This is a genomic window from Mediterraneibacter flintii (assembly GCF_055387595.1).
Window position 1 is genome coordinate 1368608 of the sequence record NZ_AP031405.1, and the last position, 14981, is coordinate 1383588.

Below are 14981 nucleotides of genomic sequence, written 5' to 3' on the forward strand. Positions count from 1 at the left end.
GACTGTGAAAACCCAAAATGTTGAAATTTTCAGAAAAAGAAAACGATGTGTGTATCTTTGGGATACCAATGGTGGAACTTATTAAAGAAGGATATGACTCTCCTTTAAAAGAACAGGGGTGTTTCAAAGGGCCATATCCTGCGGGAGATCCGGGAATCTTTTTAAATGCATGTGCATTACAGGGGCGAAAGACTGTATATATAGGAACCGCAGGAAAAGACGATTTTGGAGCTGCATTTGTCAATCAGATGGAAAGACATCATGTTTGCACAAAATACATAGAACAGATACCTGATTCAATGACAGGGCTTTCCGTTGTATCGAAGTACAGTAATGGGAAAAGAGATTTCTTTTTTACTTTAAAATCTTCCGCCGCCGCAAAATTGAAATGGAGGGAAGACTATATAGAAATACTTAAAAATGTAAAAGTTTTCCACATTTCCGGTTTTGCCTGCGCGGTGAGTGAGTCGATAGCAGAAGCGTGCAGACGGGCATTAAACTATATCGATGACACGACAATCGTAAGCTTTGATCCTAATTACCGCAAGGAAATGATGGCAGAAAAAGAATTTGTAAAAATGTGTACTCCATTTTTTGAAAGAAGCAATCTTTTCTTGCCAAGTGAGGGAGAAGCAGAGTTGTTTCTGGGAGAAGGCGACGAAAGGGAGTCTTGTAGAACATGTTCCGAGAGAGGGAAAATTATTGCCTTAAAATGTGGCAGCAAAGGGAGCTATGCATTTGAAGAAGGAAGAACATACTATGTCCGTCCATATGAGGTAGAAGAGATTGATTCTACTGGAGCAGGGGATATTTTTGGAGGTGTATTTCTCCATAGCCTGATGCGGGGAAGGGATGTGAGCGAAAGCCTGGATTTTGCTGCCCTGGCAGGTGCGTATGCTGTGACAAAAACAGGTCTTATGAATGCAGCCCCAGACAACAGGCAGTTAGAAGAATTCAGGGAGAAAATGCACAGGCGGTGAGAGCGATGAAAATAGCAATTGGCTGTGATGAGGCAGCTTATGAATTAAAAGTGGTGTTGGAAGAATATCTAGATAAAAAGAAAATCGAATGGAAAGACTTTGGCGCGCAAAAAGGAGAAAAAGTCTTATATCCAGATGTTGCAGAGAGAGTTTGCATGGCAATTCTTTCGAAAGAATGTGAACGCGGAATTTTAGTCTGTGGGACAGGGATAGGAATGGCAATTTCGGCAAATAAGATCCCAGGAATCAGAGCAGCAGTATGCCATGACGCCTTTTCGGCGGAAAGGGCGCGCAAGAGTAACAATGCACAGATTCTCTGTATGGGGGAGCGAGTGATAGGGTTCGAGCTGGCGAAAACAATTTTGGATATATGGCTAAAATGTGATTTTGCAGGAGGTGCATCGCTTCCCAAAGTAGAGAGAATCGAACATATCGAAAAGAAATACCGTATATAAGAGAAGGCAGGGAAACAAACGATGCTTTTTATAGGAATGGATCTAGGAACGTCTGCAGGGAAACTTCTATTGATGAATGAAAACGGAGAGGTATATAAGACAGTGTCTAAACAATATGCGGTTTCTTTTCCGCAAAGAGGGTGGGCAGAGCAAAATCCAGAAATTTGGTTTCAGAATATAATAGAAGGTTTAAAGGAACTGACGGCAAATCAGGAGAAAGACAAAATTGCAGGGATTGGATTAAGCGGGCAGATGCACGGACTTGTATTGTTGGATAAAAAGGGGAAAGTAATTCGCCCTGCCATCCTCTGGAATGACGGCAGGGCAGAGGAAGAGACAGATTATCTGAATCGTGAAATTGGAAAGGAAAGATTAGCACAATATACCGGAAACATTGCATTTACAGGATTTACAGCATCCAAAATACGTTGGCTTAAAAAGCATGAACCGGAAAACTTTTCTAAAATCTGTAAAATCATGCTCCCCAAAGATTATATTACCTTTCGCCTGACAGGAGTATTTTGCACAGATTTTTCGGACGCGTCCGGTACACTTTTGTTTGACGTTAAAAATAAAAGATGGTCTAAAGAAATGATGAGAATATGCGGGATATCGGAAACAATGCTCCCAAAACCGGTAGAAAGCTGGGAAATAGTCGGAGAATTGACAAAAGAGATATGCCGCGAATTAGAAATAAGCGGAACTATAAAAGTAGTAGCGGGAGCAGGTGATAATGCGGCTGCTGCAATAGGAACAGGGACAGTAGGAAATAACAGATGCAATATATCTCTTGGAACAGGGGGAACAATTTTTATTTCTAGTGATACATTCAGAATGGATGAAGGGTATGTATTACATTCTTTTGCGCATGCAGATGGAAAGTATCATTTAATGGGATGCATGTTAAGCGCGGCATCCTGCAATAAGTGGTGGATGGAAAGTGTACTGGAGACGGAAAATTATGGAAAGGAACAGAAAGGAATCAGACACTTGGGGGAAAATAAAGTGATGTATCTGCCGTATTTAATGGGAGAGAGGTGTCCGCATAATGATCCAAATGCCCGTGCTGCTTTTGTTGGGATGGATATGAACACCTCCAGAAAGGAGATGACACTTGCCGTGATGGAAGGGGTGGCGTTTGGGTTGAGAGATTCGCTGGAAGCGGCACGTATGACGGGAGTGATGCCAAAGAGAGCGAGTATCTGCGGAGGAGGTGCAAAAAGCTTTTTGTGGCGTAGAATAATGGCAAATGTGATGGGAATGGAATTAGATAGTATGGAACAGGAAGAGGGTCCGGCGTACGGTGCTGCAATTTTAGCAGCCACAGGATGCGGAAGATATGCAAATATCAAAGAGGCAGCAGAAAAGCTGACAAAAGTGAAATGCACAGTTGTTCCAGAAACAAAACTTGTGGATAGATATGAAAGCCAATATATAAGATTTAAAGAGCTATATCCAGCATTAAAACAATTTTTTGACAGAAAAAAATGGCAGGGAGCATAATCCACTCTCTGCCGATTTTTTCGTTCTATAGATGAATCCTTGTTCCTGTTTTTCCAAGAATTCCGTCTTTTGCCTTTTCCAGAAGTGTGATGAGTGCCTGTCTTCCTGGTTTGGATTCAGCAAATTCTACGGCTGCCTGTACTTTTGGCAGCATAGAGCCGGGAGCGAAGTGCCCTTCTTCCATGTAGGAACGGGCCTCTTCGGGAGTCAGTTCATCCAGCCATTTCTGTTCAGGCTTTCCAAAGTTGATTGCCACTTTTTCTACTGCTGTTAAGATGATCAAAAAGTCTGCATCCAACTCTTTGGCGAGCAGGCAGCTCGCGAAGTCCTTGTCAATTACGGCGCTGGCGCCTTTTAAGTGATTGCCCTGGCGTGTGACGGGGATTCCGCCGCCGCCGCAGGCAATGACCAAATCGCCGGAATCTACCATTGTGCGGATGGTTCCAATTTCTACGATTTCCTGTGGCTTAGGGGAAGCGACAACACGACGGTAACCGCGTCTGGCATCTTCCTTCATAATATAATCATATTTTTCTTCCATCAGTTTTGCCTGCTCTTTTGTAAGGAAACGGCCAATCGGCTTAGAAGGATTGGAAAATGCAGGATCTTGCGCATCCACACGAACCTGGGTAATCATAGTGGCAACAGGTATATCTGTTATATTCCGATTTAAAAGTTCTTCCCTCAATGCATTTTGCAGATCGTATCCAATATATGCCTGGCTCATGGCGACACAGACAGACAGAGGGGTATTGGGCTGCAGCGGATCCTCATGGGTGAGAGCGAGCATGGCGTTGTTGACCATGCCGACTTGGGGGCCGTTGCCGTGTGCAACGACAACCTCACAGCCCTCCTCAATCAGATCCACGATCGCGCGGGAGGTAATTTTTACGGCTTTCATCTGTTCAGGGAGCGTATTGCCAAGAGCATTGCCCCCCAGAGCGATGACGATACGTTTTTTCTTTTCCATAACGGACCTCCTGGAATTAAGCCTCTTTTACTGCGGCGATGGTCTCTACTTCACAGAGTACTCCCTTTGGCAGTTCTTTTACTGCGACGCAGGAACGCGCTGGTTTTCCAGTGAAATATTTTGCATAGACTTCATTAAATGCAGCGAAGTCTTTCATATCCGCGAGAAAACAGGTCGTTTTTACTACGTCGGTAAATGACGCGCCCTGGCTGTCTAAGAGAGCCTGGATGTTTTTCATAACCTGTTCTGCCTGTTCCTCTACTGTGGAGCCGACCACCTCGCCGGTCTCAGGGTTCAATGGAATCTGTCCGGAAAAGAATGCGATTCCATTTAATACGATGCCTTGTGAATAAGGTCCGATAGCTGCCGGAGCCTTTTTTGTATCTACATATTTTAACATGAGTTTTTCTCCTTCCTTATATACGCTTTTTATTCATTGTACGTTTTATTCAAAGACGCGCGGTGTCTTTTTTTCTTCTAGTTTTTTCAGAATGTCCGCCGGATCTGCAAATTTTGCGAGGAAGATCATAGCGGCGATGATGTATGGCTTGTAGCTGGCCTCTTTGTAGAGGGGATCTCTGTAGCGGTCAAATACGCTGGCATCTACCTCACCGGACTCGCAGCTTACGCCTGTAATGTCAGCCGGCAGGCAGTGCAGGTAAAGTGCCTTACCGTCTTTTGTTGTTTTCATCAGTTCTTCTGTACAAGCCCAGTCCTTGTGCTCCGCGTTCTGTGCGAGTAGTTCTTTTTCCAGCTTATTGATTCCTTCAAAATCACCGTTGCCATAGAGCTCTGTACGTTTTTCCATTGCGGCAAACGGCGCCCAGCTCTTTGGATATACAATATCTGCGTCTTTGAATGCTTCCTCCATGCTGTTTGTCTTTGTAAATGTACCGCCGGATTTCTTCGCGTTTTTAGCAGCCACTTCTTCTACTTCCGGGAATACCTCGTATCCTTCTGGATGTGCCAGAACAACATCCATGCCGAAACGTGTCATAAGTCCGATGATTCCCTGTGGGACGGACAATGGCTTTCCGTAGGAGGGAGAGTAAGCCCATGTCATAGCGAGCTTCTTTCCCTTTAAATTTTCGACGCCGCCAAATTCATGTATGATATGGAGCATATCAGCCATTGCCTGTGTTGGATGATCGATGTCGCACTGTAGGTTTACAAGTGTTGGTTTCTGCTCCAGAATGCCGTCTTTATTCCCCTGCGTCACAGCATCAACAACTTCATGCATGTAGGCATTTCCTTTACCGATATACATATCGTCGCGGATTCCAATTACGTCTGCCATAAAAGAAATCATGTTGGCCGTTTCGCGTACTGTCTCGCCATGAGCTACCTGTGATTTCCCTTCGTCCAAATCCTGTACCTCTAATCCCAGAAGATTACATGCGGAAGCGAAAGAAAAACGGGTACGTGTAGAATTATCACGGAACAGAGAAATTCCAAGACCACTTTCAAATACCTTTGTAGAAATATTATTCTCACGCATGAAACGCAGTGCGTCAGCGAGTGTAAAGACCGCTTCCAGTTCGTCGTCTGTCTTTTCCCATGTAAGGAAAAAGTCACCATTGTACATATCCTTAAAGTTCAGGGAATTCAGCTTGTCAATATAATCCTGTAAAGTTTTCATTGTTTATTTCCTCCTAATATAATGAAATTGTATATAAATTTAAATTTAGACAACGTGGTTTATGTAATGTACTTTCGATATGGGAATACCTTACTGTTCCTCACAATAGATGGTTGGAAGTGCCGCGTATACTGCCGCACATACTACAAGGTCAGCTTTCCAGGTTTTTTCGTTTGGGGCATGTGCCTGTGCCTCTGCACCAGGACCAAACCCAATACACGGTATTCCATTTCTTCCCATGATGGATACACCGTTTGTAGAGAACGTCCATTTGTCTGTCAGTGGACGGCTCTGGCGCATTTGCAGTGTTTCCTCTGCGCCGATTCGCTTATCTCCATAGAGAGAGGTGTACGCTTTCTCCAGAGCCTTTGTTACCTTATGATCCTTTGGAATTGCCCATGTCGGGAAGTAACACTCAATTTCATACACACATCCTGTGTAGGAAGGACGGTCATAGTTATACATAGATACTTTGACATCATCGCCATATTTCTTTACACTTGGAAGCGCGCGAATTTCATCCAGGCAGCTTTCCCATGTCTCGCCGAATGTCATACGGCGGTCAAGAGATACCGCGCAGGAGTCTGCCACTGCACAGCGACTGGGGGAGGTGTAGAAGATCTGAGATACGGTAACGGTACCGCGTCCGAGAAAACGCGCTTCTTCCCAGTCTGGATTGTATTTTGGATTTAACATTTTTACAAGTCCTTTGATTTCGGTCTCCTCTGCATCATCATTTTCATTCAGCGCACGTACATCCTGGAGGATATCCGCCATTTTATAGATGGCATTGTCGCCGCGTTCCGGAGCAGAGCCATGACAGGACACTCCTTTGACATCCACACGTATTTCCATGCGTCCGCGCTGCCCGCGGTAAATACCTCCGTCAGTAGGCTCTGTAGAAACAACGAATTCTGGACGGACTTTATCTTCATTGATGATATACTGCCAGCACAGTCCGTCACAGTCCTCCTCCTGGACAGTACCGGTTACAAGAACCGTGTATTTGTCGCTTAAAAGTCCTAAGTCTTTCATAATTCTTGCGCCATATACAGCGGATACAATACCGCCGCACTGATCGGAAACGCCGCGGCCGCCAATCTCTGTGTCGGATTCGAATCCTTCATAGGGGTCAAAGTTCCAGTTATCCATATTTCCGATTCCTACGGTGTCGATATGAGCGTCAAACCCGATTAAAGTTTTGCCGGTTCCCATGTAGCCGAGTACATTTCCCTGAGGATCAATTTCGACTTTGTCAAATTCTAGTTTTTTCATTTCTTCGGCGATCCGGTCGATATGTGCTTTTTCATCGCAGCTTTCGCCGGGATTTCTTACGATCTCCCGCAAAAATTTTGTCATGTCCGCTTCATAATTTTTTGCCGCTTCTTTGATTTTGTTGAAATCCATAATTTTTCTCTCCTTATAAAATAATGATTTACTGTGTTATTTGTCATTTCCGTCCCATACGATCGACTTATATCTTTCGGGATCTGTATCGCCCTCTGTGGAGAAGAGCAGTACCTTTGCATTTGCATCGAGGCCAAGGTGTTCCCTTAATGGTTTGTATTCTTCCATTGTCATAATGCAGGACAAAACTCCGAAAGGAGCAGCACCGGACTCGCCGGAGGTAACTGGACTGTCTCCTTTGATTGGAGCTGCTAGCATACGCATTCCCTTTGCTGCTGCCCAGTCAGGAGCTGCCACAAATGTATCTACGTGGTTTTTTAAAATATCCCACGAGATGGTGTTGGGCTCTCCACAGGCAAGGCCTGCCATAATGGTAATCATGTCGCCGTCTACAATCCGCAGTTGTCCGTCTCCCGCACAGGCACCTTTGTAGAGGCATGCCGCTGCTTCGGCCTCCACAACGACAACCTTCGGCGGATTCTGGGGATAACGGTTGGCGAAGTAGCCTTGTACTGCTCCGGCGAGAGACCCGACTCCTGCCTGAATAAATACGTGAGTAGGACAGTCGCATCCTGCACTGTGGAGCTGTTCGTCCGCCTCCATTGCCATTGTGCCGTAGCCCTGCATAATCCATGCCGGTATTTCTTCATATCCTTCCCATGCGGTATCCTGTACCATGATTCCGTTTTCTGTTTTTTCTGCCATCGCATTTGCCATGCGGACACATTCATCATAGTTGTACTCTTCAATCGTGGCGTGTGCGCCCTCTGCCAGTATATTATTCAGACGAGTTTGCGTTGTACCCTTCGGCATAAGAACGACGGCCTTTTGACCGAGCTTGTTGGCAGCCCATGCAACACCGCGTCCATGGTTCCCATCGGTAGCAGTGAAAAAAGTTGCCTGGCCGAATTCCTTTTTTAATGCTTCCGATGTCAGGACTTGATAGGGAAGCTCTGATACATCTCGTTTGGTTTGTTTTGCAATGTACTTTGCCATAGCAAAAGAACCGCCCAGAACCTTGAAAGCATTTAGTCCAAAACGATAAGATTCGTCCTTGATATATACTTTGCCGAGTCCTAAATAAGATGCCATATGCTGCAAATCTGCAAGCGGAGTTACACTGTACTGGGGAAAGCTTTTGTGAAAATTTCTGGCCTTCTCCACCTCGGCAAGCGCCATGACTTTCAGCTGCGCGTCTTCTGTATGAGGCAGATTGTTTACTGTCCATTTGATTGTATCCATTGTGAAACCCTCCTTTTTATCATTCAAAATTTAGCTGTCTGTTTTTACTATTTCCCAGCATCCATATAACTGTAGAGTGTAAATTTAGAGATGCCGAGAAAAGAAGATACTTTATCGCCGGATTTTGTGATCAGGAAAGCGCCGGCATCGTTTAAGTACTGCACTACTTTGATTTTGTCATCCTTGTTCATCAAAGCGACTGGTTTTCCAACCAGGGCAGTTGCCTGGTCAATCAGCTGATCGAGCAGCTCTGTGACATTATGCGTAATAGTTGTAGGAGCGTTGGATGTATGTTCATTTTTGCCATCTGTTCGATTTTCGGCTTCTGTCTGTATCAGTGGTTGAACTGCCGCCTGTGCTGCGATCAGAGGAGTGATGTCATAATTTAAAGAGAAGATATAAGAAATCGTATTGTCCTCCCCGCGGATGTACATGGTACTGGATTTGAGTATCCTGCCGTCCTCTGTTTTGGTAAGATAGGAGAGCTTATCCTGAATCTTTTCAGGATCGGATTTTAGCGCCTCCAGTACGATTCCGGAAGGCCCGTCACCGGTCTGGCGATTGGATACGTGTCCGTTTTCTATATACACAATAGAACGGCTTAAATCTTGCTGATTTAAATCATGGATTACAATTTCACAGCAATTGCCAAACTGTACGGCAAGGCCATGTGCAAGCTGCTTTAAAAAATCGAGTCTGTATCCCATTTTCCTGCCTCCTTTCCATATTGGATAAGATGAAAAATCTGTGCTTCTTAAACTCATCATATCATAAAAAAAATGAAAATCAATACTTTTTCTAAAAAAAATTTAGGTAACTAAAAATAATTTAGAATTTGTGTTGCAATTAATGAAGTTTGATGGTATTCTATAGACAACAAAAAGTGTCCGAAAAAATTTGTATGAAAAAGGAGACGAAGATTATGTTGATTTTAGGAAACGGCAGGGTGATTACGAGAGATGCAAAGGAACCTTTCCTGGAAAATGGCGCGGTAGTGCTGGACGGAAATACGATACAGCAGGTAGGGCCACTGGAAGAAATGAAAAAAGCATATCCAGAGGCAGAATTTATTGATGCAAAGGGTGGGCTGATTATGCCGGCATTTATCAATGTCCATGAGCATATATATAGTTCCTTTGCAAGAGGACTGTCTATTAATGGGTATAACCCGAAAGGATTTCTGGATATCCTGGATGGAATGTGGTGGACGGTGGATAGAAATTTAACACTCCATGATACGTACTTGAGTGCGATGGCCACTTATATCGAATGTATTAAGAATGGGGTGACTACAGTTTTTGACCACCATGCAAGCTTTGGTTCTGTGAAGGGCTCGCTGTTTGAAATCGAAAAAGCTGCGAAAGAGACCGGTGTGCGCTCCTGCCTGTGCTATGAAATTTCTGACAGAGACGGGAAAGAAAAGGCAAAGGAAGCTGTGATGGAGAATGCAGAGTTCATTCGGTATGCTTTGAAAGATGAGACAGATATGATTGCCGCGATGATGGGAATGCATGCCCAGTTTACAATTTCAGACGAGACAATGGAGCTGGCGGCGGCAAACAAACCAGATGAGGTGGGATATCATATTCACGTGGCAGAGGGCATTGAGGATCTGCATCACTGTTTGAAAACGTATGGAAAACGGATTGTAGACCGTCTGATGGATTGCAAAATTCTCGGAGAGAAAACGCTGCTTGGACATTGCATCTATATCAATCCACATGAGATGGATTTGATAAAAGAGACAGATACAATGGTGGTACATAACCCAGAATCAAATATGGGAAATGCATGTGGATGTCCTCCTACAATGGAGCTTGTCCACAGAGGGATTCTCACCGGACTGGGGACAGATGGATATACACACGATATGATGGAGTCCTTCAAGGTGGCGAATGTGCTTCACAAGCACCATCTCTGTGATCCGAATACTGCATGGACGGAAGTACCGCAGATGTTATTTGAAGGAAATGCCCAAATCGCAGGCCGGTATTTTAAGAAGGAGTTAGGTGTTTTGAAGAAAGGAGCAGCGGCGGATGTAATCATCGTAAATTATGACCCTCTTACGCCGATGCATGCCGGAAATATCAACGGACATCTTGTATTTGGAATCACCGGACATGATGTGACAACGACAGTGGCAAACGGCAAGGTTCTGATGAAAGACAGAAAACTGACAGAGATTGACGAAGCGAAGGTGATGGCAGACTGCCGTCAGGCAGCATCCGAGCTGGCGAAGAGAATCAACAGTAGATAGCCAGAGAACAGTAGAAAGGAATGCAAAAGCATAGAGGGAATGATGCATGAGTACAGAAAAAGAAAAAAGAAATCGAAAGGATAATTCAGAATTATTCAAATGGGATGGGAATCCGTCCTTGGGGCAGATGCTGCCGCTGGCAGCACAGCATGTGCTGGCAGCAGTCGTCGGCTGCGTAACTCCAGCGATTTTAGTAGCAAATGCGGCAAACAATGCGGGCGGGAATGTAAATATGGGACTTTTGATACAGGTTTCCCTTGTATTTGCCGCATTGTCTACCTTTTTACAGTTATTTGGAAATAAAATTCATCTAGGTTCCGGACTTCCGGTTATCATAGGCGTCAGTTTTGCCTATGTGCCTACCATGACTGCGATTGCTGCGCAGGCACAGAACGTAGACACGATTTTAGGAGCTATGGTGATCGGCGGTATTGTAGCGATTATTGTGGGGCTGTCCATCAAACAGATTCGGAAGGTGTTCCCTCCACTCGTAATTGGAACCGTTATTTTTGCAATCGGTCTGTCTCTCTATACGACAGCGATCAATTACATGGCAGGTAATCCGTCCAATACATATGAGGTAATTGTAGAAGAACAGGGAAAGACAGCGGCTTTAGTGTTTGGCTCCTGGCAGAATTGGTTAGTGGCGTTTATCACATTGGGGATTGTCGTGGCATTGAATCACTATGGGAAAGGGCTGTTTAAGCTTGCTTCTATTTTAATCGGTCTAGTCTGTGGGTATGTGGTGGCCTTGTGCTTTGGAATGGTGGATTTTTCCGCACTGTCTAGTGCGGGATGGTTCCAGATTCCAAAACCTTTTGAATTCGGTATGCGTTTTGAAGTTTCCGCGATCATTCCGCTGGCGATTCTGTTTCTGGTCAACTCTATACAGGCGATGGGGGATTTCTCTGCTACCACCAGCGGCGGAATGGACAGACTGCCTACAGATAAAGAATTAAACGGCGGGATTATCGGATACGGGATCAGTAATATTGTCAGTTCCTGCTTTGGATGTCCTCCAACGGCAACCTTCAGCCAGAATGTAGGAATTGTAGGTTCTACAAAAGTGGTGGCAAGAAAGGTTTTTGCAATGGCTGCGGGCATTTTGCTTGTGGCAGGTATGATTCCCAAATTTTCCGCATTACTGCGCACCATTCCGCAGTGCGTGCTTGGCGGGGCGGTAGCGTCTGTATTTGCCTCTATCGCGATGACGGGAATCAAGCTGCTTGTGACAGAGAAGCTGACGTTCCGCAATACGACAGTGGCAGGATTGTCCATTGCAATTGGAATGGGGGTATCCTTAAGTGACGGATGTTTAAATCAGATGACACAGAGTATTCACAGCGCGCTTCACATGAGTATGAGCCTGGAAAATTTCCAGTCTATCATCAATAATACATTTGCTTCCTCTCCGGTTGTTCTTGCGACGATTTTTGCAGTGCTTTTAAATCTGGTGTTGCCAAAGGATAAGCCAGAGACGGAGTAAGAAACTGGAAGGAAAAGAAGTGGATTAGGAGGGAAGAATATGAGTGATATTATGAGGCCTATGGCTTTTGAACAGTTATTAAACTGGATATTAACAGAAAAAAAACAAGCAGGAACAGTATTTGGAGAACACCACCCTTATTATGCAGATGAAAAATATAATCGGACGATCTTTGGACGGAGGCTCGAAACTCCTGTAGGGCCGGCAGCAGGGCCGCACACACAGCTTACACAGAATATTGTGGCTGCATATTATACAGGAAGCCGCTTTTTTGAACTGAAGACGGTGCAGGTGATGGACGGCGCCAAATTGTCTGCATGTGTGAATAAACCATGCATCAAGGCAGATGACGAGTGCTATAACTGCGAATGGTCTACAGAGCTTTATGTGCCTGAGGCAATGGAGGAATATATCAAGGCATGGTTCCTTTTGAAAGTGATTTCTAAGGAATTTGGGCTGGGAAGCATGGATGGTTTCCAGTTTAATATTAGTGTAGGGTATGACCTGGAAGGAATTAAATCTGAAAAGATTGATACGTTCCTTAATACGATGCAGCATGCACAGGATGCAGAGATTTTTAAGAAATGTAAAGCGTATCTTTTAGAGCACATAGATGTATTTGAGCATGTGACAAAAGAAGATGTTGAAGGAATTTCAGGTGACATATGCAATTCCGTTACAATTTCTACTCTGCATGGATGTCCTCCGCAGGAGATTGAGAAGATAGCGATGTATCTGATAACAGAAAAGGGATTCCACACATTCATCAAATGTAATCCTACGCTTCTTGGATATGAATATGCAAGAAAGACAATGGATGAGATGGGATATGACTATGTGGCGTTCGGAGATTTTCACTTCTTAGATGATCTGCAGTATGAAGATGCGGTTCCGATGCTTACCAGGCTGATGCAGGTATGCAAAGAGAGAAATTTAGAATTTGGGGTAAAGATTACCAATACCTTCCCTGTAGATGTAAAGCAGAATGAGCTGCCCAGTGAAGAGATGTATATGTCAGGAAAATCGCTGTATCCGCTGTCTATCTCTCTGGCAGCAAAGCTGGCAGAAGAATTTGAAGGAAACTTACGCATTTCGTATTCTGGCGGAGCAGATTATCATAATATAAAGGGGATCGTAGATGCAGGAATCTGGCCTGTGACAGTAGCGACAACCTTGTTAAAGCCAGGCGGATATGACAGGATGGCACAGATGGCAAGCCTGCTGGAAAAGGAAGGGGATGTATTTGAGAAGGTACACGTGGAGAAGACATGCAGACTTGCAAGAGAGGCAAAGACAAGTCCTTATCATGTGAAGGCGGTAAAACCGCTTCCTTCCAGAAAGATGAAAAAACAAGTGCCGCTTCTCGATTGTTTTGTTGCTCCCTGCAAGGAGGGATGCCCGATTCATCAGGATATTCCGGCATACCTTCAGCTTGTAAAGGAAGGAAAATACGAAGAGGCGTTGGAAGTGATTACAGAGAAGAATCCGCTTCCATTTATTACAGGTACGATCTGTTCTCATGCCTGCATGGGAAAATGTACCCGCAATTTTTATGAAGAGCCTGTGCATATCCGTTCTATGAAGCTGGTGGCAGCAGAAAACGGATACGATGCATTACTTGAGAAGGTACAGGCACCCCCTGTCACGAAAGCCGGCAGAGTGGCTGTTATTGGCGGAGGTCCGGCAGGCATGGCGGCGGCATACTTTTTAAGAAAAGGCGGCATGGCTGTTACATTGCTTGAAAAGACAGGGGCACTTGGAGGTGTGGTACGCCATGTGATTCCAAGCTTTCGGATTTCTTCTGAGGCAATCGACAAAGACGCGGCACTGCTTGAAAAGATGGGAGTAGATATTTGTCTGCACACAGAAGCAGACAGCGTTGAAAAACTAAAAGAGCAAGGATATACGGCGGTAGTTTTCGCGGTAGGCGCATATAAGCCCGGCATGCTCAAGCTAGAATCAGGTGAAGCAGTCAATGCACTGGAATTTTTGGCGAAATTCAAAGAAACAGACGGAAATTTAGATATTGGAAAAAATGTAGTTGTTATTGGCGGTGGAAATACCGCGATGGATACTGCGAGAGCAGCAAAACGTACCCAGGGTGTAGAACATGCATATCTTGTATATAGAAGGACAAAACGATACATGCCGGCAGATGAAGAGGAATTGCTGTTGGCAGTGGAGGATGGAGTGGAATTTATGGAGCTGCTCTCTCCTGTAAAGCTGGAAAATGGAAAACTTCTGTGTGACGTAATGAAATTAGGTGATTTTGACAGCTCTGGCCGAAGAAGTGTGCTTTCGACAGGAGAGCAGAAGGAAATTCCCGCTGATACAGTGATCGCGGCAGTGGGAGAGAAGGTACCGTCCAAGCTTTACGAGGCAAATGGAATCCGCCTCAACGAACGAGGCAGGGCATTTGTCAATGAAGAGACACTGCAGACGAATATTCCCGACGTGTATGTAGCAGGTGACGGACTGGGTGGACCGGCGACCGTAGTAGAAGGGATCCGTGACGGAAAAAAGGCTGCGGAGGCGATTATAAAAGAAGCACTGAGCAGGGAGTTTGAGGCATGTACAGACGAAGCTGTTATCTATGAGAGAAAAGGAAATATAGCAGATATGCATTCTGGCAGTGAAGAAGGCGGCAGATGTCTTGGATGCTCCAGTATATGTGAAAACTGTGTAGAGGTCTGTCCGAATAGAGCAAATCTTTCTATCCACGTGCCGGGGATGGAGAAGCACCAGATTATTCATGTAGATTATATGTGCAATGAATGTGGCAACTGTAAGAGCTTTTGTCCATATGACAGTGCGCCGTACCTGGATAAATTTACGCTGTTTGCAGATGAAAAGGATATGGCGCAGAGTAAAAATCAGGGATTTGCGGTTCTTGATAAAACGAGGGTGAAATGTGCGGTCAGGTTTATGGGCGAGACGAGTGTTTGGGAAAAAGGAGAAGAAAGCCGGATTCCAGATGCGCTGTTAAGGCTGATGGAGGCAGTGTGCACAGAGTATTCTTATCTGATTAGATAACTGGATGGG

At 44.8% G+C, this 14981-nt stretch carries 12 protein-coding genes; 6 read left to right on the forward strand and 6 right to left on the reverse strand.

All coding sequences use genetic code 11. The features are described 5' to 3' along the window. Positions 1-17: 17 nt before the first annotated feature. From ACZ5C4_RS06555 to xylB, 3 genes are read left to right on the forward strand one after another with little or no spacing between them, the layout of a single operon-like run. Positions 18-980 (forward strand): sugar kinase, encoded by a 963-nt coding sequence (locus tag ACZ5C4_RS06555; protein ID WP_464520283.1) that lies wholly within the window; start codon positions 18-20, stop codon positions 978-980. A 5-nt stretch (positions 981-985) separates the two neighbouring features. Beyond that, positions 986-1435, forward strand: a complete 450-nt coding sequence (gene rpiB / locus ACZ5C4_RS06560) for a ribose 5-phosphate isomerase B (protein ID WP_464520284.1) — start codon at positions 986-988, stop codon at positions 1433-1435. 21 nt (positions 1436-1456) lie between these two features. Further along, positions 1457-2938 (forward strand): xylulokinase, encoded by a 1482-nt coding sequence (gene xylB / locus ACZ5C4_RS06565; RefSeq protein ID WP_464520285.1) that lies wholly within the window; start codon positions 1457-1459, stop codon positions 2936-2938. A gap of 25 nt (positions 2939-2963) precedes the next feature. Here the strand turns inward: xylB and arcC are convergent, their stop codons facing one another. The 6 genes from arcC to ACZ5C4_RS06595 all read right to left on the reverse strand — a co-directional run bounded on the left by arcC (position 2964) and on the right by ACZ5C4_RS06595 (position 8903). Further along, positions 2964-3908, reverse strand: a complete 945-nt coding sequence (arcC, locus tag ACZ5C4_RS06570; protein ID WP_464520286.1) for a carbamate kinase — start codon at positions 3906-3908, stop codon at positions 2964-2966. Positions 3909-3924: 16 nt separating this feature from the next. After that, positions 3925-4308, reverse strand: coding sequence for a RidA family protein (locus ACZ5C4_RS06575; protein WP_464520287.1), 384 nt, complete (start codon positions 4306-4308; stop codon positions 3925-3927). A 45-nt stretch (positions 4309-4353) separates the two neighbouring features. After that, positions 4354-5547 (reverse strand): knotted carbamoyltransferase YgeW, encoded by a 1194-nt coding sequence (gene ygeW / locus ACZ5C4_RS06580; protein WP_464520288.1) that lies wholly within the window; start codon positions 5545-5547, stop codon positions 4354-4356. A 90-nt stretch (positions 5548-5637) separates the two neighbouring features. Beyond that, on the reverse strand, positions 5638-6954 hold the full coding sequence (locus ACZ5C4_RS06585; RefSeq protein ID WP_464520289.1) for a YgeY family selenium metabolism-linked hydrolase: 1317 nt from the start codon (positions 6952-6954) through the stop codon (positions 5638-5640). A gap of 36 nt (positions 6955-6990) precedes the next feature. Beyond that, positions 6991-8196: a diaminopropionate ammonia-lyase gene (gene dpaL, locus ACZ5C4_RS06590; protein ID WP_464520290.1), complete on the reverse strand. Its 1206-nt coding sequence runs from the start codon at positions 8194-8196 to the stop codon at positions 6991-6993. A gap of 47 nt (positions 8197-8243) precedes the next feature. Then, positions 8244-8903 carry a helix-turn-helix transcriptional regulator gene (locus ACZ5C4_RS06595; RefSeq protein WP_464520291.1) on the reverse strand — a complete coding sequence of 220 codons (660 nt, stop codon included), beginning with the start codon at positions 8901-8903 and terminating at the stop codon, positions 8244-8246. Between the two features lie 215 nt (positions 8904-9118). On the opposite strand from ACZ5C4_RS06595, the gene ssnA reads away from it, so the two are divergent. Genes ssnA through ygfK form a run of 3 tightly spaced genes read left to right on the forward strand, consistent with a single transcriptional unit; the run spans position 9119 to position 14972 of the window. After that, positions 9119-10453 carry a putative aminohydrolase SsnA gene (ssnA, locus tag ACZ5C4_RS06600; protein ID WP_464520292.1) on the forward strand — a complete coding sequence of 445 codons (1335 nt, stop codon included), beginning with the start codon at positions 9119-9121 and terminating at the stop codon, positions 10451-10453. Between the two features lie 46 nt (positions 10454-10499). Then, on the forward strand, positions 10500-11939 hold the full coding sequence (locus ACZ5C4_RS06605; RefSeq protein ID WP_464520293.1) for a uracil-xanthine permease family protein: 1440 nt from the start codon (positions 10500-10502) through the stop codon (positions 11937-11939). 39 nt (positions 11940-11978) lie between these two features. Beyond that, positions 11979-14972, forward strand: coding sequence for a putative selenate reductase subunit YgfK (gene ygfK / locus ACZ5C4_RS06610; RefSeq protein ID WP_464520294.1), 2994 nt, complete (start codon positions 11979-11981; stop codon positions 14970-14972). Positions 14973-14981: the final 9 nt, after the last annotated feature.